Origin of the sequence: Nitrobacter sp. Nb-311A (assembly GCF_000152905.1) — a bacterium.
Classification (GTDB): Bacteria; Pseudomonadota; Alphaproteobacteria; order Rhizobiales; family Xanthobacteraceae; genus Nitrobacter.
In genome coordinates this window covers 1-20,681 of sequence record NZ_AAMY01000023.1, presented here as the reverse complement: position 1 = coordinate 20,681, position 20,681 = coordinate 1, and the positions used below count along the sequence as shown (strand labels likewise).

At 60.8% G+C, this 20,681-nt stretch carries 18 protein-coding genes, 3 pseudogenes and 1 CRISPR repeat array (1 of these 22 running past the window's edge); of the genes and pseudogenes, 2 read left to right on the top strand and 19 right to left on the bottom strand.

Going from position 1 to position 20,681, the window contains the following annotated elements; all coding sequences use genetic code 11:
- Positions 1 to 17: direct repeats of the CRISPR family, unit length 36 nt; it reaches 811 nt to the left of the window's first position.
- 89 nt (positions 18 to 106) lie between these two features.
- From NB311A_RS06990 to NB311A_RS06925, 13 genes and pseudogenes are all read right to left on the bottom strand, one after another.
- Positions 107 to 1,458 (bottom strand): IS3 family transposase gene (locus NB311A_RS06990; protein ID WP_086008686.1). Its coding sequence is split into 2 segments (ribosomal slippage): positions 107 to 1,122 and positions 1,122 to 1,458, totalling 1,353 coding nucleotides; the frame shifts between segments, so codons are not numbered across the junction.
- Between the two features lie 516 nt (positions 1,459 to 1,974).
- Complete coding sequence (locus NB311A_RS06980; protein WP_009797799.1) at positions 1,975 to 2,379, bottom strand: hypothetical protein; 405 nt, start codon at positions 2,377 to 2,379, stop codon at positions 1,975 to 1,977.
- A 91-nt stretch (positions 2,380 to 2,470) separates the two neighbouring features.
- Positions 2,471 to 2,789: pseudogene (locus NB311A_RS06975) on the bottom strand (conjugal transfer protein TraI); the annotation flags it as partial.
- 244 nt (positions 2,790 to 3,033) lie between these two features.
- A complete protein-coding gene (locus NB311A_RS06970; protein ID WP_009797797.1) occupies positions 3,034 to 4,104 on the bottom strand; it encodes an iron ABC transporter permease in 1,071 nt (356 codons plus the stop codon).
- Positions 4,105 to 5,022: 918 nt separating this feature from the next.
- Positions 5,023 to 5,691, bottom strand: a pseudogene (gene istB / locus NB311A_RS06965) (IS21-like element helper ATPase IstB); the annotation flags it as partial.
- A pseudogene (gene istA, locus NB311A_RS06960) lies at positions 5,690 to 6,269 on the bottom strand (IS21 family transposase); the annotation flags it as partial. The pseudogenes istB (NB311A_RS06965) and istA (NB311A_RS06960), both read right to left, overlap by 2 nt.
- Before the next feature lie 57 nt (positions 6,270 to 6,326).
- Entirely contained in the window at positions 6,327 to 6,830 is a 504-nt protein-coding gene (locus NB311A_RS06955) for an Arm DNA-binding domain-containing protein (protein ID WP_009797794.1), read from the bottom strand.
- Between the two features lie 810 nt (positions 6,831 to 7,640).
- Complete coding sequence (locus NB311A_RS06950; RefSeq protein WP_009797792.1) at positions 7,641 to 9,158, bottom strand: SAVED domain-containing protein; 1,518 nt, start codon at positions 9,156 to 9,158, stop codon at positions 7,641 to 7,643.
- A 39-nt stretch (positions 9,159 to 9,197) separates the two neighbouring features.
- Positions 9,198 to 10,097: a CBASS oligonucleotide cyclase gene (locus tag NB311A_RS06945; RefSeq protein ID WP_009797791.1), complete on the bottom strand. Its 900-nt coding sequence runs from the start codon at positions 10,095 to 10,097 to the stop codon at positions 9,198 to 9,200.
- The gene (locus tag NB311A_RS06940; RefSeq protein ID WP_009797790.1) at positions 10,097 to 10,597 is read right to left on the bottom strand and encodes a hypothetical protein; all 501 of its coding nucleotides are present in this window, start codon (positions 10,595 to 10,597) and stop codon (positions 10,097 to 10,099) included. The genes NB311A_RS06945 and NB311A_RS06940 overlap by 1 nt, the downstream gene beginning before the upstream one ends.
- Entirely contained in the window at positions 10,594 to 11,070 is a 477-nt protein-coding gene (locus NB311A_RS06935) for a hypothetical protein (protein WP_009797789.1), read from the bottom strand. The genes NB311A_RS06940 and NB311A_RS06935 overlap by 4 nt, the downstream gene beginning before the upstream one ends.
- Positions 11,067 to 11,990, bottom strand: coding sequence for an AAA family ATPase (locus tag NB311A_RS06930; protein WP_009797788.1), 924 nt, complete (start codon positions 11,988 to 11,990; stop codon positions 11,067 to 11,069). Before NB311A_RS06930 ends, NB311A_RS06935 begins: the two co-directional genes overlap by 4 nt.
- 66 nt (positions 11,991 to 12,056) lie before the next feature.
- Positions 12,057 to 12,296 (bottom strand): DUF2188 domain-containing protein, encoded by a 240-nt coding sequence (locus NB311A_RS06925; RefSeq protein WP_009797787.1) that lies wholly within the window; start codon positions 12,294 to 12,296, stop codon positions 12,057 to 12,059.
- Between the two features lie 138 nt (positions 12,297 to 12,434).
- On the opposite strand from NB311A_RS06925, the gene NB311A_RS06920 reads away from it, so the two are divergent.
- Together NB311A_RS06920 and NB311A_RS06915 are read left to right on the top strand one after the other, a co-directional pair.
- On the top strand, positions 12,435 to 12,758 hold the full coding sequence (locus NB311A_RS06920; RefSeq protein ID WP_009797786.1) for a helix-turn-helix domain-containing protein: 324 nt from the start codon (positions 12,435 to 12,437) through the stop codon (positions 12,756 to 12,758).
- Positions 12,755 to 13,657 (top strand): ImmA/IrrE family metallo-endopeptidase, encoded by a 903-nt coding sequence (locus NB311A_RS06915; protein WP_009797785.1) that lies wholly within the window; start codon positions 12,755 to 12,757, stop codon positions 13,655 to 13,657. Before NB311A_RS06920 ends, NB311A_RS06915 begins: the two co-directional genes overlap by 4 nt.
- A gap of 228 nt (positions 13,658 to 13,885) precedes the next feature.
- On the opposite strand, the gene NB311A_RS22245 is transcribed toward NB311A_RS06915, so the two are convergent.
- From NB311A_RS22245 to istA (NB311A_RS06890), 6 genes are all read right to left on the bottom strand, one after another.
- Positions 13,886 to 14,287 carry a hypothetical protein gene (locus tag NB311A_RS22245; protein WP_207382356.1) on the bottom strand — a complete coding sequence of 134 codons (402 nt, stop codon included), beginning with the start codon at positions 14,285 to 14,287 and terminating at the stop codon, positions 13,886 to 13,888.
- 108 nt (positions 14,288 to 14,395) lie between these two features.
- On the bottom strand, positions 14,396 to 15,124 hold the full coding sequence (locus tag NB311A_RS22240) for a hypothetical protein (protein WP_009797783.1): 729 nt from the start codon (positions 15,122 to 15,124) through the stop codon (positions 14,396 to 14,398).
- A 235-nt stretch (positions 15,125 to 15,359) separates the two neighbouring features.
- The gene (locus NB311A_RS06905) at positions 15,360 to 17,135 is read right to left on the bottom strand and encodes a UvrD-helicase domain-containing protein (RefSeq protein ID WP_009797782.1); all 1,776 of its coding nucleotides are present in this window, start codon (positions 17,133 to 17,135) and stop codon (positions 15,360 to 15,362) included.
- A complete protein-coding gene (locus NB311A_RS06900) occupies positions 17,132 to 18,202 on the bottom strand; it encodes an ATP-dependent endonuclease (protein ID WP_009797781.1) in 1,071 nt (356 codons plus the stop codon). Before NB311A_RS06900 ends, NB311A_RS06905 begins: the two co-directional genes overlap by 4 nt.
- On the bottom strand, positions 18,199 to 19,062 hold the full coding sequence (istB, locus tag NB311A_RS06895) for an IS21-like element helper ATPase IstB (protein WP_009796681.1): 864 nt from the start codon (positions 19,060 to 19,062) through the stop codon (positions 18,199 to 18,201). Before istB (NB311A_RS06895) ends, NB311A_RS06900 begins: the two co-directional genes overlap by 4 nt.
- On the bottom strand, positions 19,062 to 20,561 hold the full coding sequence (gene istA / locus NB311A_RS06890) for an IS21 family transposase (RefSeq protein WP_009796680.1): 1,500 nt from the start codon (positions 20,559 to 20,561) through the stop codon (positions 19,062 to 19,064). The genes istB (NB311A_RS06895) and istA (NB311A_RS06890) overlap by 1 nt, the downstream gene beginning before the upstream one ends.
- Positions 20,562 to 20,681: the final 120 nt, after the last annotated feature.

Here is a 20,681-nt window from a genome sequence, read left to right as displayed (position 1 = left end):
TTCTGAACTGCTAGCGTAGTTGGAGCCATAACCTCTGTCCGTCGTCAGAACATTTGGCGCAGATGGCTGCCTGATTTAGCGGAGTGTCGGCCTCTGGTTGGTGATGTTAAGCGGCGAGCTTGCGGTGTTGCAAGCGCCTGAATTGGATTGTCTGTCGTTTGATCCTTTCGCGTTGTTCGATGATGGCAGAGGCCCTACCGAAGTAGGCGTCGGCCGGCGTGACGTTGCTGAGACTCTCGTGATAGCGGCGATGATTGTAATGTTCGACGAAGGCCTCGATCTGGTGTTCGAGATCGCCCGGCAGGAAGTAGTTTTCCAGCAGGATGCGGTTCTTGAGCGTCTGGTGCCAGCGCTCGATCTTGCCCTGGGTCTGCGGGTGAAGCGGCGCTCCGCGAACATGACTCATACCGTTGGCGTAGATCCATTCAGCGAGTTCGGCCGCGATGTAAGACGGCCCGTTGTCGCTGAGCAGCTTTGGCTTGTGCAGCACCCTGGCGCTGTCGCAGCCTGATGCCGTGAGCGCCAGTTCCAGTGTGTCGGTGACATCCTCGGCCCGCATGGTCGTGCACAGCTTCCAGGCGATGATGTAGCGGGAGAAGTCGTCGAGCACGGTCGACAGATAGACCCAGCCCCAGCCGATGATCTTGAAGTAAGTGAAGTCGGTCTGCCACATCTCGTTGGGCCGCTTCGTCTTGTCCTTGAACTCGTCGGCAGCCTTGATCACCACGAATGCCGGGCTGGTGATGAGATCGTGGGCCTTGAGCAGGCGATAGACGGTGGCTTCCGAGACGAAGTAGCGCTTCTCGTCGGTGAATCGCACCGCCAATTCGCGCGGCGACAGCTCGGATTGCTCCAGCGCCAATTCGATGATCTGAGCCTGGATATTGTCGCCGATGCGGTTCCAGACCCGGCTCGGCCGGGAAGGACGATCCTCCAACGCTTCGGGCCCGCCTTTAAGGTAGCGGTCATACCAGCGGTAGAAGGTGCGCCGAGCAATGCCGAGCTGATCGAGCGTCTTCTTCGCGGGAACATGCGACTGCTCAATCATCCTGATGATCTCGAGCTTCTCGGATGCGGGGTATCTCATTCGTCGTCGCCCCCATCCGCGATCATACTTTTTTTGAGCAGACGGTTCTCCAGCATCAGATCGGCAACCGCCTCTTTCAAGGCACGGGTCTCACGGCGCAGGTCCTGAACTTCACCGGTCGTCGCAGCACGAGCCGTGTCGCCAGCCAGCCGCCGTTTGCCAGCTTCCAGGAATTCCTTCGACCAGGTGTAGTAGAGGCTCTGGGCTATCCCTTCCTTGCGGCACAGCTCGGCGATGCTGTCTTCGCCCCGAAGCCCATCCAGCACGATCCGGATTTTGTCCTCTGATGAAAAGTGCCGCCGCGTCGCACGGCGGATATCTTTGACTACGTGTTCGGCGGAGCGTTTGCCGCCAGTCGACTTCGTGCTCATGTTCGTTCCTTCGTCTGCGACGAGAACCGAACACTCCTTAGATCACACCATCAATTCTGTGCCATAGGTGCTGATCCCGGACAGATCGAGAAATGTTCTGCCGACACGGCCTTGCGTGACATCACTGATCTGGTCGAACGCGGTATCCTAAAGAAAGATGCCGGAGGCGGTCGCAGCACGACCTATTCCCTCAACGAAGCCGGCGACGCATGAGGCGCCACGTCGGAAACGACATACGGCGTGGCCGATATGGACCGGAGTTCAGAAGGAACGGCCGATATTCTCACCGTCAGCGACGTCCTACCGATGCTTCGGGAATCTTGCGTCAAGATTCCTTGTTGAGAATTGCCGGGGAACCTCTGACGGTGCAGCCGCCGTCTACGTCATCATCGAACAGGCTCAAGCCCCATCACTCGAAAATCCCTCGGGCGTTCGCGTGGGATTGAGAGTTACGGCCAAATCTCCAAGCGGAAATAGATAACTATCACCCTTGTATTCATCGAAGGCTTCTCGTGTTCACTTCTTGAGGGCGGCCGCCAACTCAGTCGGCGGAAATCCCGGACATTCGACCCACGCCTTCAAGAAATGGCTCCAGTCGATCCATGTTGCTCGTTCGTCCGTATTCGCGAAGCCGGAGAAATGCGCGTTGTATCGAGCCATGACGAAGCATTGCACGCGAAGATCCGGCCGCACGCGAAGACCGAGTCGCTTGGCGAGTTCTGCCAGGCCGTACTTGCCGATCCATCCGAAGACAGTTTCGATCCATTTGTTGCTATCGGTGACGAGATTCCTGCCAGTGCTCCTGCGCAGTCTGTGACTCGCATCAATGCCGACCGGCTGCTGCCATTTCAACTGAAAGACGGCCAGTTCATTTGCTTCGGTATCATACGTCACGAAATCCAGATCGGTGACGGTCACCATCCCATCACGAAGGTTGATGCCTCGCGGAACAACCACCCATCGCGGCGATTCGAATACCCCGGCAAGCTCATCGCGCCATCGCGCTTCTCGACGTTCCGGGCAGATCGGATTTAATGCCGGTAATCAGCGCTGCGGGGATGACGGTGCCGGCCTGCACGACATAGGGCGACGCCTTTTCCTGCACGCGATCGGGCGTGACGGTGCGCCGGTCGACGGCATTGACGAAGGCGAGCTTGCGATCCTGCATGTTCTGCGCGGCGCCCGGATCGAGCGGCGGCGTTTCGGCTGGCAGCCTTGAGGCCAGTGGTCGGATCAACACTGCCCACGGCTGGCGCTGCGATCGGCGTCTGCACGCCGCGGCTGTCGGTGAACACCTTCGCGATCCGCGCTACTTCGATCTCGGCGGGCCGAGGAGGAGAGCAATCAGAGACGTAATGGGCACAATAGCGAGGGCCTGCGATCCGATACCTTTTCGCCGATAAACATTAGGATCAGGACGACTACGATCGAACGCAACAGGCCTCGCAACTACAACGGAATTGCCCTACTCGTTTAGCGAATAGCAATTATAGCTCGATCAGCAACTGCGATTGTTTATGGTGACCTAAATTTGCAATGGTCCTAGTCAACCATCGTGTCTGCAAACTCAATACCTTAACCCGGCACCCAACCCCTCGCCTGAGTGCGCCAGAATAGAAACGCGAAAACGGGCGCTCCGACAGCGTTGGTGAGAAGGCCGATCGGAATTTCCTGGTCAGTCAGGCTGCGCGCCATATCGTCCATTGCCAGAAGAAAAAGACCGCCGAGCACGGCCGCTGTCGGCAACAACCGGCCATGGTCGGGCCCAACTAGAAGCCGCGCCAGATGCGGAACGATCAGTCCGACCCAGCCAACGCCGCCGCTGACCGAGACCTGAGCTGCCACGATCATCGCCGCAAGCCCCAACAGGACCCAGCGCAGCACGTCGACATTGACACCGAGCGCCCGCGCATCCACTTCGCCGAGCGACAAAAGGTTGATGCGCCAACGCAACGCAAGTAACGGCGCTCCCGCAAACAACGTCATGGCAGCAGCGATGGCGACCTTGTCATAGGTCGCGCCGACAAAACTTCCCAACAGCCAGTAGAGGATTGACGGGAGTTTCACTGTCGGATCAACGAGAGTCTGAAGCAGACCGATGATTGCTGAGCAGAAGTGGCCGACAATGACCCCGGATAGAACCAGTGCCAACGTGCTCGCCCGCCCGGTGAGTGCTGCAAGGGCAAACGCAACGAACAGCGTGAGCAGACCCGAGCCAAATGCGAACACAACCAGAGCAACAGTTGGCCATCCCAATACAATCGCAATCACGCCGCCCAGGGATGCGCCGGAGGTGAGACCAATAATTTCGGGGCCGACAAGTGGATTGCGAAACACGCCCTGCAGAACCGCGCCGGACAAAGCAAGACCCATTCCGCAGATCGTGACCAGCAGGACACGCGGCATCCGGATGATTTCGACGGCAACCCAGCTCTTGTCATCGTAGCTTCCGACCGTATTAAACGGCAGGGTCGTGAACACGATTTGCGCTACCTTGCCAATTGGTACCGGATATCGCCCGATCGTCAGCGACATCAACATTAACGTGATGAGAATCAGGAACAGAATGGCCAGAAGCAGATCGCTCCGGACGATCGAGCGGAGGTACGAATCCGCCTCGGATAGGTCCGTCGTCTTCTTCATCATCGGCCTAGATTGAAATGAGTTGTTACGCTGCCCAGGAATGTCCGTCGGGCGACGGCGAACGCGTGGCGGACATCATGCGGCGATATATCAAGGCAGCGCTGCCGGACAAGCGCGGAATGAGAATGAGAGACCATCGCTACCCGGGGAACGCAAAAACAAGACGCTCAAATTGCTAGTGATCCCAGCGCTGCGCTGGACGGATAGACCTTGTGGCGATTGATTTCGGAATCCACGAGAAGCCTCCATCAAGCAACGAACCCGCATCCCTGAAATTTCTCGAAGGTACCTGATATTGACACTACACAACATCGTTATATACGATAAAGTACATCGCGTGGGAAGTCGAGCTGTGCCTGTAACCAGCAGTCTCCACAATGGAGGCGTGTAACACAGCAAATGCTATCTCTTTTTAATGGGCTTGGGGCCTTAAATGACCAGATCAGATAAGATTTCTCGCGCGCGGCGTATTGAGATCGCTTGCATCGCGGTGGCAGGCGTGGCGATTTCCGGACACGCTTTCGGTCAAGGGCGGCATTCTCAACCGCCATTACCTCCAGTATACGTCGAATCACCTTCGCACCGGTCAGCGTCCGTCAAGCCGCAACCGACTTCGGAACGACGCGCGAAACCGAGGCGGTCTCGCCGCGCAGCACGGCGTGAAGCTCCGCCGAGCGGCAATATCTCGGAAACTGCAGTACAGGCCCCTGAGGGCAGTGTCGCTGCGGGATATCGTCCTTCGACAGTCTCGAATGTCGGACCACTCGGGTCAATGGAAATTAAGGATGTCCCGTACTCCGTCAATGTGGTCTCAGCTCCGCTGCTTGAGAACACGTTCAGCTCCCGACAGGACGACTTCTATAAAATCAATCCAAGCATTCAAACGTTTTCGACAAGCACCAGGGGTTTCTCGGCCAATTGTCAATCGGCTTGCAAATTTGACCCTTGATCGGCTTCCAATTTTGACCCCTTTGCGCGGGGTGGTTTGAAGGTAGCGCTCGGCCCGTCGGAGTTGGCCTGGATTGCGGAGACGGGACGAGCGCGAGTGGCGTGATCGTCGTCGCGGCTTTTGAATCGTCAGCTGTCGTTGCCGGTCTCGACAATGTCGCAGTGGTGGATGAGCCGGTCGAGCAGTGCGGTTGTCATCTTGGCGTCGCCGAGCAGGCTTGGCCATTCGCCGAAGGCGAGATTGGTTGTGACGACGATGGACGTACGCTCGTAGAGTCTGCTGACGAGGTGGAACAGGAGCTGGCCGCCGGATTGAGCGAACGGCAGGTAACCGAGTTCGTCGAGGACGATGAAGTCCATCCTGGTCGAATGCTCGGCGATACGACCTTGTCGTCCGATGCGGGTCTCGAGGCGATTGACGAGGTCGACCACGTTGTAGAAGCGACCGCGGGCGCCGGAGCGGATGCAGCTTCTGGCGATTGCGATGGCCAGATGGGTCTTTCCGGTGCCGGTGCCGCCGACCAGGACGGCGTTGCGTTGCTGGGCGATGAAGCCGCCGCCGAGGTCATTGACGAGCGTCCGGTTGATCGGCGTGCCGTCGAACTGGAAGTCCGCGAGATCCTTGGCCAGCGGCAGCTTGGCGGCTGCAGGTACCCTTGAACAGTGCGAACGCCCGGTCGTGGGCGTCGAATACCATCTCCTGCGTCTCCCGCGGATAGGCCCGCACGAACAGCATGCGGCTGTGGCACAGCCGGACATGAGCGACCTTCACGATCGCCGTCACGCCGTTGAGGAGAACGATCTCATGGCTCCAGTCGAACTGGTAGGCTTCGCCCGCCGCAAAGCTCAACGGAACATAGGCCGTCGCGGTCGATTGCCCGCGCTCCTTGTTCCACCGCCTGGCGTAACGCCGCACGGCATCGTAACCACCGTCATAGCCGCGGCCGCGAAGCTCTTCGAAGATCCGGATCAAGGTCAGTTGTTCGCGCGCGGATCTGGTCGCGTTCGCCGCCAGCAACACATCGAGCTCAGATGCCCAGTGTCCAAGCTTGGGCCGCGGCTGAACCTGCCGCTCGTACTCAAACGAGGTCTCTCCCGACCTCAGCACCTTCCGGACCGTGTTCCGGGACACCTTCAGGTCGCGGGCGATCTCCTTGATCGTCTTGCCCTTGATGAAGTGTTCGCGACGTATCCGCGCAATCGTCCTCCACGATCAGCATCCCCGACCACCTGCTTCGTTACAAAGCAGGCAGCGCAACAGACCAACCTTCAGGGAGTCAATTTTGGACGCCGAGCCCCCCGCTTAGAGGGTCAATATTGCAGGCCGAATGACAGGCAGACCGGCGCATCGCCAAGGTGCTGTCAGCCAGTTTCTCGGCCCCCGATTTTGGATCGGCCTTGTGCTTGAAGTAGGCTTCCGCCCATCCGCCGAATGTCAGTGCTGCGGCTGACGCGGTGCGCTTTTCTACCTTGGCTTTCGACGGCGACTCGCCCCGCTCGACCTGACGCCGGGCGCGCGCCAGCAGCGTCCTCGCCTCCGCAAGCGACACCTCCATTCCGTATTCCAGCGCATCGGGCGCGCGTGTCAGCTTGCGCGCCGCCTCGGCGCTATACCGGCCGATGGTCAAGACCTCCTGCCGCCCGTTCACCCGATACTGATACCGGAACGAGATGACCCCAGTTGGGGTCACGGCCGCGTGCATCCCGTCGCGGTCCGTCACCTTGTACAGCTTGGCCCTCGGTTTCAGATTTTTCAGTTCTTTATCAGTGAGATCGCCCATGAATCCGCATCCGGTCTGGGGGCAAACGCATACCAACAAAGGGTGGTGTTGGTAGCGAAAGCCCGTTTCTCGACCATCCTGCGCCATACCAACATCGCTACCAACAAAGTGGCTGGGTTGGGGTGACATGCAGCGATACGGGGTAGGAAAGATAATGCCTACCAATCAATGGGATCGTGCGATTTTCGGCACGGAGCGAGATGGTCTGAAACGACCTTAATTCACTCCCACTCATCTATTTTCGGCCATGTTAACGCGTTGAATTTCCCGCACAACTTTTTTTGATCGCACTCCACGATCCGAACCGCGAACCGACAAAAATTTTTGGTGCTGATTTTCGAGGAGAAATTGCGCGATTCGGATTCAACGACGTTTCAGCGACTATCGATAACAATCGGTCGATTCTTCGCCTCGTCGATCACGCAGCGCATTGCGCGCCAGCGCGAGAAATACCGTCATCGCTTGTAGCACGGCACGCTCACGATTGCGACCTACAGGCTCCTTCTCGCACGCGATCGACGTGGTGCTTGATGACGAAAGTAAATACAGTTGGCTGCGGCGGTGTGGAAGGACACACGGCCAGCAAAGGCCCGAGATGGTGACGAGAAGGCAGCGGCGTAATGGCTCGTTGCGCTAAGCCCATCCACCAGCCGGTTTCGAGTCCGGCCCGCAGCGCCACCCTAGCTTCAGTCCTGGCTGCGGGTTCTGATGTTCGTCAAACTTCGGAAGGTGGAGGTCCCGCGTTCGACTCGAGACGGGTGCGCCACTCCTTCCGGATGTCCGCGGAGGGGACGCGCGAGTGAAACGTCGTCAGTCGATTACAAAGGATGGCTGATAGGTCTTGTGCGCGCGTCGATCGAAATCGAACTCATAGACGATGCACGGCGCGATCGCTTGATGGTGCTGGCCAAGATAGAACAGCAGGCTGTTTGGGGCCGCCGCGAAGATATGAACCACGGCGTCGGGATCGTCGGCTGTCACGGTGCGGACATGGTTGGACACTTGCTCCGCGAGCGCCGCAGCGTGTTCGCCGCCCGCGACACTCTGCTGGCCAGGTCCGCTCGGCAAGGCGAATGAGATGAGCTTCCCCACGTCGGGCAGCTGCGCCGCCACATAAGACCGAGCTTGCGCTGCCGCTGGTTGCGAGACGCTGATCGCGAGCGCAACGTCTTGTCCTCCCCCGAGTTGTTCCTCGGCCACCTCGAATCGCGCGCCGTTTGCGGCGGAGCCATCGTCAGCGCGCCAGGTCCTGGCGCCAACGCGGCCCTTCTGGACCAGCTGCGTCTCGAGGCCGGACTTCAGATCGAGCACGGCGCCGGCAAGAAACGCGATCGAGGCATGGGCATCGAGGATGAGCCGCAGCTTGGAAGATCGCTTGACCGCGGCCCGCAGGAAGCTCTCCACCTTAGGGCGGATATCGCGTTGCCACTCCCGTCCATCCTGCAGATAACGCTGCCGAAAGTCGTCGGTCAGGAGCAGCGTGTCCTCGGGCGCAGCGCCGACGATGTCGGCCGACGGCCCGAGAAAGCTGCGGATGGCGATAGGGAGGAATGGGTCCGGCTCCGGTGTCCGCTCCACCAGAAGTCCTTCTTCGCGGCAGAGCTGCAGGAGCAGTTCGCGGTTCAGTGCGCTGAGCTGGCGGACCTTAAGCTGCCGTGCAAGCTCGTCAAACCGGAAGTCGGAATTGGCCGCGTTGCACGCGAGCACGCCCACGACCTGCGCCTTCAGATTGATTTCGGCGCGTAGCTCCTCGAGCGACCGATAGCCGTCGAGCACACGCAGGCCGCACACGACGGCCCTGAGTTCGTCATCGTTTGCCAGCCTGAGGTGCTCGCGCCAGCGCTTGCGCACCTTGCCCATGCGGCTCCGATCGGTCGTGCCGTCGAACAGGCGCTCGATCAGCAGAGTCCGGTCGTGACCGGAAACCAGCTCGGCCAGCGGATCGCCATCCTTGATGCGATAGGTCGTGAGGAACGTGAAATGGGCCGAAGCAGGCGCCGTCCTGCGCGCCTGCTGGAGCCGCTCGAGTAGCGAGACCGATTGCGCGCCGATGAAATCGGGGTCGGTGAAGTCCTCATATCCGAAGCGTCCGCCCGTTTGGACGTGCCACTTGACCTGGTGATACTCGGCCGAGATGCGCTGAGGGCCGGAGCGCGCGACCGGCGGGTCATATCTGACGACGACATCGTCGAAAGCCTTCGGGCCGTCCGCTTCGAACGCCACCTCCACGACGCAGGAATGCGGCATTAGAAGGTTGAAGGCGTTCTCCCAGAAGACACGCGCTTGATAATTGTCCCCGTGCCAGCGCGCGACCACCGCGTCAGCCATCGCCTTTCTCCTCGTCCGCCGCTCCGCTGCCGCTGAGCATCATGAGAGTGGGAACTTCGGCCCGAAGAGCGCGCGCCAGGCCTTAAGTGCCTCGCCGTTACGGCCGCGGCGCGCATGGTCGATCGCGATCGTCGCATCGCGGCTTGCCGCCATCAGCAGCTCGCGCGCCCGCTGCTTGCGCGTGCTGTCCATGCCGTCGCTGATCGCCGGCCCCAGGCCCGCGGGATCAGGCCATTGGTCGAAGATGCGGTCGGCCAGCGTCGAGAAGAAGCCCTGGATTTCATAGTCGAAGCGTCCCTGCCAACCGCCATAGAGGCACTGGAGGGCCATGACCTCGATCAGGAATGACGGCTTGACCGGCTTCTCTCCGTGCCGCGCGTTGTTGTTCCAATACTTCACCATGCGCACCAGGCCCTTCCACTCGTTCGAATAGGCCTGATGCGCCGCCGTGGCCTTGCTGGCATGGATCTCCGGGTTGGTCTTGATCCACTTGCCGGTGTCGTCGTCGGGGATCTCATAATTGTCGCCAGCGGTGAACGCCGGCACGACGTCCACGCTGACGACGCGGTAATCGGTATTGTCCTCGGCATCGACCACCACACCGAAGTCGACGTTCACCGACCGGCTCTGCTTGCGTACGGCGTCCTTGCCATATTTATCGACGAGCTCGTCGTGGAAGTCGCCGATCACCACCGAAGGGGCTTTTGATCGATAGTGCTTCTCGTCCTCCTTCAGGACGAAGAAGATGTCGATGTCCTTGAGCGGCTTCGTCTTGGTGTGCCGGGCGTAGGACCCGGTGAGGAAGCTGCGGTCGACCTTGAACTTTGTCGCCAGATAGTCGCGCACCTCGGTGTGCCGAGCCGATGCGTTCTTCTGCTCCTTATCGTTGAGCTCCAGCCGGCTCTTGAACTTGCGGAAGGCTTCGTCGACGGTCAGCATCAGCTTTTCCTCCAATAGGCCGCGCTGCCGCCCAGGCCGTTGTGCTCGATCGTCGAGCCAAGGCCGTGCCGCACGAAACCTTCGGTCGACCGATATTCCGCAGGCCCCCAGCCGTCGACATCGGGTCGGCCCGGCTTGTTCTGGAGCAGCAGGCGATACTTGGCCTCGCTCGGCGCCAGCCCCGCCTTGCGCACGTGATATTTGATCTGATCGGTATCGGTCCAGAAACCGCCGTCACCCGAGCCGGTCGTGTAGACCACGTCGATATCCCAACGGCCGACCAGCTTGTCGGTCCTGGGATCGAAGATCTCAAGGACCACCACCTCCAGGTGCCGCGACTCCAGCCAGGTCTGAAGGGCGCGCATCTTACTCGACCACCCATCGACGAGATTCGTCGGATCCAGGCCGCTCAGCCGAATGATGTCCTTCATGCTCTTCAGGATGTTGTCCGCCACATAGGTGACGGAATGCGTGTAGGTGTTGACGGCGACGCTGGTCATGAGCCGAGAAACCCCTTCGGATTCAGCACGAGTGCCTCTGCTTTCGCGGCGGCCGCCGACTCCTCAGTCGAGACGGACGCATCGCGATCACGCGCGGTGATCCTGCTACTGTGCTGCTTGAGTGCGCTTTGGACCCAGGCAAGGTCCTCGGCGAGGCAGGGAAGCGACACGCGCCAGTCGCCCTTGAGCGGGTCGAACCCTAGCGGATCCTCATTGGCGTCTGAGCCGTCGATCGCGTCGTCATCATAGATGCAGTAGATGCGTGTGCGCGGACCGTCGCAGGTCACGACGATCGCGGCGTCCGTCGGCGCCTGATCAGCGATCACGCTCGCCGCAACGCCGGCAACGGCCATCAGCTCGGTTCGTGCCGCGCCGGTCTTCCCCTGGGTCAGCAGATCGACGATCGCGGTCCACGTTGTGTGCGCATCACGCTGCGGCGTGCTACGAAAGGTGCGACTGGCGACGGTGGTCATGCTGGCTTGCCTCCTTGGATGCGGCTCGCCTTGGCGGCCCGCGCGGCGGCAAGCAGGTTCTCGATCGTGACGCGCTCCGGGTTCATCGCCGTTTGCGGACTGCTGGCGAGGGCGGTCGCCACCATCTTGCGGATCGCTCGCCCGTCGAGCCCGACGCATTCGGCGGCGCACTGCTCCAACTGTGGCGACGAGGACAGCCGGCCGATGGCGGGATAGGTCTTGCCGAGCCCGCCAAGGCAGTCCTTCAAGATGCGCGCGCAGGCGCTGCGGTCGGGCAACGGCACATGCACGACCAGGTCGCACCGCGAGGTGAACGCGCTGTCGACGGCCTGCGGGAAATTGCTGGTGGCGAGGAACAGCAGGTTCGGGTGCCGCTCCGCCAGCACATCGAGCTGCACCAGCACCGCGTCGGTGGCGCGGTGGATGTCGATCGGATTGGCTTCGAGGCTCAGCTTCGAGCGGTCGGCCGCCAGCGTCTCCACCTCGTCGAGCAGCACGATCGTCGGGCCGCCGACCGCGGCCTCCGCGATGGACTGCGAGAACAGCTCGGAAACTGCCCGTTGGGTCTTGCCCATCGCCGAGCTCGTCAGTGCATGCGGCTCGACCTCGAGCAGGCGGAAACCGGCGCCCTGGAAGGACTCGGCCGTGCGATGCGCCAGCCCACGCGCAAGCGAGGTCTTGCCGGTCCCCGGCGGACCCACGAGCAGGATCGCTCCGTGCAGGGGTAGCACGCTGCGGTCGACCTTGCCGCGCAGCGTGAAATTCAGCACCGCCTGAGAAACAAGCTGCGACTTCAGCGCCTCGTCGAGAATGATTGAGTCCCACAGCGCGCCAAGCGCCGGATCGGGCAGACGACGGCTCCGCTGGATGCCCTTGGGCCGGTTCACATCATCGTCCTGCACCGCCGCCAGATTCCGCATTGCCGATCGCCTTTCCGTCTCGCCTGTTTGCAAAACACCGCGCCGAGTTGGCGCGGTGCTGATGGGTTAGCCTCGGGGCGGGTTGGGGTCCCGCCCGTGGCTGTCGCTTTGTCCGATACGGCCATCCCGGTTGTGGATCCGCAGCTCCGTGCCCTGGCTGCGGCTCACCTCGCGGCCTTGGCTGATCGCCTCGCGCTTGGTGTCGAAATGACCCGACGCGCGCGCTGCCCCGCCACGCTTGACATTCCAGCCGCCGCCGGGGCTTGGTACCACATGATGCGTATCTGGTCCCCGCTTTCCCGGCATATTGTGCCCATTTCAGGTGTGTAGGATAAAAAGTATCGCTAGTCCGAACAAAATATGAAGGGCCGAATACGTGTTGTCAAGCATGTCGTGTATCGCTACTCTGAACAGGCCCAACCCTGATCCGGAGGAGAGAATGACGTGGCGACGCCGCTAGGCGAGAAGATCCGGGAGCTGCGCAAGGCAAAGGGCTACACGCTCGACCGGCTTGCCGAGCTCACAGAGTCGAGCAAGAGCTACATCTGGGAGCTTGAGAACAAGTCGCCGCCACGGCCCTCGGCCGATAAGATCGCCAAGATTGCCGCGGCCCTGGGCGTGACGGCGGACTATCTCATCGACCCGACCGAGACGATGGGAGTCGAGGACGCGACCGACAACGCCTTTTTTCGCAAGTACCGGAAGATGGATCCCGCGACCAAGGATAAAGTCCGGCGAATGGTCGATCTGCTGGGCGAGGATGAATGACCCGACCGTTCTCGCCCGAGCGCTGGGCGTTCGAGATCACACATGTCCTCAACGCTGCCTTCGGCGCGGACCGGTTTCCGATCGATATTCCGATGGTGGCCCGAGAATATACGGCGCAGCGCTTCCCTGATGACCCTATCATCAGCGTCCAAGGCGACAACCTCCCGGGCTTCGATGGCGCGCTTTTCAAAGCCCCTGCGGGCCGCAAGGGCTGGGGCATCATCTACAACAGCCGACTCAGCTCCAAGGGTCGGATCAACTTCACCCTTGCACACGAATTCGGCCATTTCCTGCTGCACCGGCTGGCATATCCCAACGGCTTCCGCTGCGGCGAGCAGGACGTCGTGCGCTGGGATTCCGAATATGGCCAAGTCGAGCATCAGGCCAATGTCTTCGCAGCGAACTTCCTGATGCCGCTCGACGACTTTCGCCGGCAGATCGCGCCGAATGCGGAGGTCGATCTCGATATGATCTCGCATTGTGCCGATCGCTATCGCGTGTCACTGATCGCCGCGACCTTGCGTTGGCTCAGCTATACGGGGAAGCGTGCGGTGCTTGTCGTCTCTCGCGACGGCTTTATTCTCTGGGCGCGCTCGAGCACGCCCGCCCTGAAGAGCGGAGCGTTCTTCAGAACGTCTGCCGGGCCCATTGAAATTCCGGAGGCGTCGCTCCCGCTCAATCCAGGCCTCCTTGTCGATGGCCGCGCCAGTATCGAACACGCGGCTGGCGCATGGTTCAGGGAGCCGGTACGGGAGATGACGGTGTTTGCAGAACAATATGACTTCGCGATCTCGCTGCTGCTGCTCGACGATGCGGCGCCGTTCGATTGGACCGACGAAGAGGCCGAGCCGGACACCTACGACAGGTTCGTTCCGGTAGCGCGCCGTCGCGAGTGGTAGTACACCCTGTCTGGAGCCTCTCCGCAGAATTTTAAGGTCTAAGGAGGGTCTTCGAGGAACAATCGCGCGATTCCGATTCAACGACGTTTCAGCGACTATCGACAACGATCGGTCGACTCTTCGCTTCGTCGGTCACGCGGCGCGTCACGGGGTCAGTGCGAGAAATACCGCCATCGCTTAGCAGGACCAGCAATCATTCGCCATCCACTCGCACGCCAAACTTCTCGCTTAGTACCATCTCGACGGCATGAAGGCACGATCGTCGTCGTCGCCGAACAAATGCTCGGCCGCGAACCGCTCCTCGATCGCCTGCGCAGAAAGGCGCGCTTCGCGCTTTGCCAAATGATCCTGTGCCCACGAGAGGAACGTCGTAAGGCGTGGTGTCGTTTCGACCGGTACTTCTGTCGTGAGCATGGCGATGAGTCGGTGCAGCCGATCGAGCTCGTCGAGTTCCGACAGGATGGCCCCAAGCCCAGCAACGCGGCGATCCTCGATATGCTTAGCACGCTCTACCAGTTCGCGCCGGCGTCGCTCTTCCTGCCTTCTCCGCTCCTCCGCTTCCCTCGTGAGCCGTTGCTCTGTCTTTGCCGCGGCGAGCACGGCTAGCCCCACGCCGATCTCGCTCGCCATGTTCTCGAGCCGCTGGATCTTGGCGTCGCGGAAACTGCGACGAGGTGCCGTACCTCTTCCGAGCACATAGACCTGCTCGAACTCGAACGAGAGCCGACCTGTCGGGTGCTAGTCCCATTCGGGAAATCGCGGCCTATCGAAGAATACTGAATCCCAGCCGTTGCGCCTTGCAGCTAGGTCACGCTTGCGTTGCCAAGCCTCCTCCTTAGTACGCTCGGCATCGGTCAGCACATGCTTCTCGCGACTGACCAGCTCGGAGATCGAAAAACCGATGACTTCGGTCTCAGATTTGAAGTGAGCTGAACCCTCACCGCCGACAAGCTGGAATCCCTGCAATGAAGCCGCCCGTACAATCCGCGGCAGGATGACTGCGAGGCGATCGACAGATCGCGGTGCAACCTCGCACTTGATGAGCCCACCTTCGCTGACGGCCATCAGGCCGATATCGGATGGTTTCTCCTTTCTGAGCTTGGCGATGGTGCGGTCGACGAACGGGTGCGGCGGTGCAGCTTCGTTGTCGTCGCCTTCCGACGCCTGTATGCGTGCCCGCTCGCGTGCGGCTGCCAGATTGGCGGATTCACGACCGAACTCACCATCGGCAATCGTGATCCTGTCGGGAGCGCCAGGCTTGGCTTCCGGCAGTGGCGTCTGCTTCACCTTCTTTCCGGCCGCCTTCTTCGCCCACCAGCCAAGTGGCGGGTTGGGGATGCCATGCTTTCTGCAGATCTTGTGGAGCGCAACATCAGAGATTGCGAAATCTTTCGCCAAGTGCGTCATCGGCTTGGACCAGACGAGCTCGTAAAATTGCTCACGCGTGAAGACTCGGGCCACGGTCATCCTTTCTTCAGTCTGCCCGCTGTCGGGAGGTCGGGAGATAGCCAGTCCATACTTGGAGGTGCAATAAGGTTGCTACCGCACGTCCCACAGCGGGAGGAGTTACCGCCGCACTTCGTGGTATCACCGCCGTAGCTCCGTCAAAAAATGTATGCACATTTCTGACGCTTGAGAGCGGAGCTTAGCGCGGCCAAAGAGGGCGGCAGTCCTCCGCCTATGAGGCTAACCGAATGAGCGGCTAATTCACGACCCCAACGCCGGTACCTACCCGCAAAAACCGTGTTGGCCCGTTGCGGGAGTCCGAGGCGTCGGTCACATAGAGCAGGAACCGCTTTGCGCGCGTGACGCCGACATAGAACAGGCGCTTTGCCTCCTCGATATCTTCTGCGCTTCGCGCCTGATAAAACGGAATCCTGCCCTCGTGCAAGTCGATCATGGCAACGGCCATGTACTCCCGCCCCTTTGCGTTATGCAACGTCGCCAATTTGAGTGCCGCATCTGGGCTTGCGTAGATTCCAAGGTCGTCGATCGTCAGATTAGCCAGATCGACCCTGTTGTTGCGCATGTCGGTCTTCATTTCCTCGACCGATATCGCAAACACGTCTTTGTCGCCGGAGGTCAGATACTCCTTCTCGATAAGCACCTGAGAGAATGCCGCCGCTGCCGCCTCAAGCCAAGCAATGCCGCCCATATGAATCTGGTGAAGCCGCCTCGCGTGATCCAGAAGCCTGAAAACAATCACGCGGCCACGGTACGAAAAGATATCGAAGTGCGGACGGCCGGTTACATCCAGAAGCGTGTTGAACAGCGTGCGTTCGATCCCGGCAATTGCGTCGGGCCTGGGTTCCATCAGATAGCCGCAGACCTGCTCGGCCAGCGGGGCGAACTGCCTGTTTCGGCGATAAGGGCGCGCTCCCGGTCCCACGATGCTGACACCATATTCGCGGAGCCGCCTTCCGAGGGGGAACAGCGAATACCACGTCGGCGCCAGAATGGCTGCCTCTCCCATCGGAATTTCCAGCGCCTCAATCGCCGGCAAGAAATAATCCGTGATGACAGTGAAGGCAGACGCACCGTGCTGCCACACGGGCTGTTCGGCATACTTCCGCGCGCGCCCCACCGCGGTCATCGGCGGTGTTCGCGGATACAGCATATTCGCATGCGCGATGATCGGCGAGCTTGACCGGAAGTTTCCGGAGAGCTGCTTGTCGGTGCGCGCGGTAATGCGCCCGGCAAACTGTTCGGCAAGATCAGGCCGCGCGCCCGCGAAGCGGAAGATCGACTGGCACGGATCGCCGACGAGAAGGAAACGTGTCCGCCCCTTTCCGGCGATCAATGCCAGGATTTCGACCTGCAAGTCGGTCGTGTCCTGAAATTCGTCAACCAGAATCCAGGCGAACTTCGCCGACACGTAGCTAAGAATTTCGGGCCGCCTACGCAGCAGAAGCAGCGAGTAGTAGATGATGTTGGCGAAGTCGACGAATCCCGCTTCGCGTATGCGCTTCCAGTAGGCGGTCGCGACTTCCGGTGTGAGCGCCCCGCGTTCGATTCCGATTCCAACGGGCCTTCCGTCAAGGTCCATGCGGAGCTGGGTGAAGTCCTCAAAATCCTTGAAGGTCAGATTGTATCTGCCGTGCTGGGCGCAGATCGCAGTGACATGCCGCTCAAACTCGGCGCTCTCCGGCGTCAGGACCTTGAAGCCGTCTTTGTACCCTTTGATCAGATGGCAGAACGGCCGGAAGATATGGTTGAGGCAGAATGAGTGAATCGTGCAGATCTCGTAGTATGCATCGTCCCCCGGCTGAAGGTGGTGCCGCAGACGGCTCTCGATCTCCTGAACAGCCGCATTGGTGTATGTGATGCACGCGACGGCGCGCGGCGTGTCGCGTATTTCGTCGATAACGCGCGATAGTTTGGAGATGATGACCCGGGTCTTGCCGCTGCCCGGACATGCCGTGAGCATAAGGTCGTCTTCGCAACGCACGGCGTCTTTCTGCTCGGCGGTCAGCGTCATGGTTCGGTGAGCCACCTGACCGCATCGCCGAGATACTTGGGAACGCTCGTCGCCTGATCGACATGGCGGGCGGCAATCTGGGCGAAACGGGCCTTGCCGAAGCGCTTCGCGGTACTCAGCACGATCTTGCGCAAGGGATTCAGGATCGCATCGCGCTGCTTTTCGTCGAGGTCATCGTCGTCAAGCTCCGCCGCACCCTTGCGCAGTTTCTTTGCCACAGTGGGAGCGCCTATATCGTCGGCCGCCCGCGCAAACATTTCCAGCGTCCCTGCCAGCGTGACAGCACGCTCGAACGTGGTCTGGCAGGCGAATACACGAACGTAGTCGTTCTCAAGCTCCTTCAGATCGGGGGGCGGCGGCAGGTCGTCCTCTCCCTCAAGATCGGGGTCTGCATCGCTGGGTTTGAGGTCGCCGTCCGTGACGATGGCGCACTTCTTGGGTAGCGACTCACCCGAGAAGAGCTTCGCGTATACGTCGAAATGCACGCCGTAGATCGGGATTACGGAGATCCCCTCGCGGTCGAGATCGATTCCCTTCACCTGCTTGACCAGCGCAGGAATAAGGAATAGCTCGGCCGGCCCTTCTACCAGCATTACTTTCCGGGCAAACAGGAGGTTCGATCTGGTCGCGTCAAGATAGCGCTCCAGGTCGCGCAGCTCCGTTTCGTCCAACCCGGCGTCTTCGGCCGGGACTGCCGACGCAATGGCAGGTTCCCCGGTCTGTGTCAGGACGACGTACGATTCCAGGTCAGCGTTAGCGGTGATGTGGGTGCTGTGGGTCGTGAGGACAGACTGGAAGGGAAGTGCGCTCAGCGCTTTGAAGAGCGTGAGCTGAAGCTGCGGATGCAGGTGGGCCTCGGGCTCCTCAAACAGAATGATCTGTCCCGCCGATTTCTGCTGCGCAAGGCGCCTGTGGAAATATTCGATCAGGATCGAAACATAGAGGATGTTGTTGAGGCCAAGTCCGTTCGTCGAAGGGTCGAAATCCGTCATCGCCGCGTTTGTCAGGAGGATGCGGAGCGCCCGGACGATTGCCTGAAATGACGGCTCGGCAAGGCCAAGTGTCAATCGGCTCGCAAATTTGACCCCGTATCGGCGTTCAATTTTGACCCCTTCGCGCGGCGTGGTTTGAGGGTAGCGCTCGACTCGTCGGAGCTGGCCGGGATTGCGGAGACGAGACGAGCGCGGGTGGCGTGATCGTCGTCGCGGCTTTTGAAGCGCCAGCTGTCGTTACCGGTTTCGACGATGTCGCAGTGGTGGGTCAACCGGTCGAGCAGCGCGGTGGTCATCTTGGCGTCGCCGAACACGCTGGGCCATTCGCCGAAGGCGAGATTGGTGGTGACGATGACGGAAGCACGCTCGTAGAGCCGGCTGACGAGATGGAACAGCAACTGGCCGCCGGATTGGGCAAAGGGCAGATATCCGAGTTCGTCGAGCACGATGAAGTCCATCCGGGTCAGATGTTCGGCAAGCCGGCCCTGACGTCCGTTACGGGTCTCGATCTCGAGGCGATTGACGAGGTCGACCACGTTGTAGAAGCGACCGCGGGCGCCGGATCGGATGCAGCTTCTGGCGATTGCGATGGCCAGGTGGGTTTTGCCTGTGCCGGTGCCGCCGACGAGCACGACGTTGCGCTGCTGGGCGATGAAGCCGCCGCCGGCGAGATCATTGACGAGCGTCTGATTGATCGGCGTGCCTTCGAACTGGAAGTCATCGAGATCCTTGGCCAATGGCAGCTTGGCGATGGTGAGCTGGTACTTGATCGACCGCGCCTGCTTCTCGTTGATCTCGGCGCTGAGCAGGTCGCCGACGATGTGCTGAGGTTCGTGCTGGCGCTTGACGGCCGTCGCCATGATCTCGTCGAAGGCAGCCCTCATTCCGTAGAGTTTGAGCTCACCCATGAGGTCGAAGATTTGGGTTCGTTCCATCAGATGGTCCTCCGGAGGTTGTCGTAACGGGCGCAATCGGCGATCGGCGCATGGCGGAGCGTCAGTGCCGCCGGCGTCATAATGTTGGCCGGTGCAGCGGGTTCGCGTTGGCGAGCCAGGATGTTGAGAACGACGTCAGCGGAATGAACGCCATGAGCGATCGCCTCGGCGCAGGCGGCTTCGACCGCCGACAAACCGTCCGTCAGCACCGCATTGAGGATGTCGACCATCTGTCGATTGCCGTCGTCGGTGCTGGCGAGCCTGCGCCGGATCCGTTCGATCGCGGCCGGCAACACCCAGTCCTTGAAGGGTGCGCCGTTACGTAAGGCCCCGGGTTTGCGCGCGAGCACCGGCACGTAGTGCCAGGGATTGTAGGTCGTCTCGCCGCGTCCGAACGATCGCGGATGCTCCGCAACGATGCGCCCGTCCTGACGGATCACGATGCGATCGGCATAGGCTTGAACTTCGACCGGGCGCCCGACGGCGCTGGCAGCGACCGAGTATTTGTTGTTGTCGAAGCGCACCAGGCAGGTCTTCGAGACCGATGCCGGCACCGCGTGGAATCCGTCGAACCGGCCAGCATAGGGAACGAGCTTGGGCCGCTCGGCTTCGAACACCTCCCAGACCGTCTGTTCGGCCAGTTCTGGATGTCGGTGCGCCTTGGCGTAGGCGATGCACTTATCCAGAAGCCACGCGTTCAACTCGTCCAGGGTTTTGAACCGCAGCCGTGGCGTGAAGAACCGTTCCCGGACCAGCCCGACCTGGTTCTCGACCTGACCCTTCTCCCAGCCCGACGCCGGCGTGCAGGCGACCGGATCGATCAGATAGTGGCTGCACATCTGCAGGAAGCGGCGATTGTAGCGGCGATCCTTGCCGACGAAGATCGTCTCTACCGCCGTCTTCATGTTGTCGTAGATGCCGCGGCTGCAGGTACCCTTGAACAGTGCGAACGCCCGGTCGTGGGCGTCGAATACCATCTCCTGCGTCTCCCGCGGATAGGCCCGCACGAACAGCATGCGGCTGTGGCACAGCCGGACATGAGCGACCTTCACGATCGCCGTCACGCCGTTGAGGAGAACGATCTCATGGCTCCAGTCGAACTGGTAGGCTTCGCCCGCCGCAAAGCTCAACGGAACATAGGCCGCCGCGGTCGATTGCCCGCGCTCCTTGCTCCAACGCCTGGCGTAACGCCGTACGGCATCGTAGCCGCCGTCATAGCCGCGTCCGCGCAACTCTTCGAAGATCCGGATCAGCGTCAGCTGTTCGCGAGCCGATTTGGCCGCGTTCGCCGCCAGCAGTTCATCAAGCTCCGCCGCCCAACGCCCGAGTTTGGGGCGCGGCTGGATCGAACGCTCATACTCGAACAAGGTCTTGCCCGACCTCAGCACCTTCCGGACCGTGTTCCGCGACACCTTCAGGTCACGGGCGATCTCCTTGATCGTCTTGCCCTTGATGAAGTGTTCGCGCCGTATCCGCGCAATCGTCTCCACGATCAGCATCCCCGACCACCTGCTTCATGACAAAGCAGGCAGCGCAACAGCCAACCTGTAGGGGGTCAATTTTGGACGCCGATCCCCCGGCTTACGGGGTCAATTTTGCATGCCGAATGACAAAGAAGG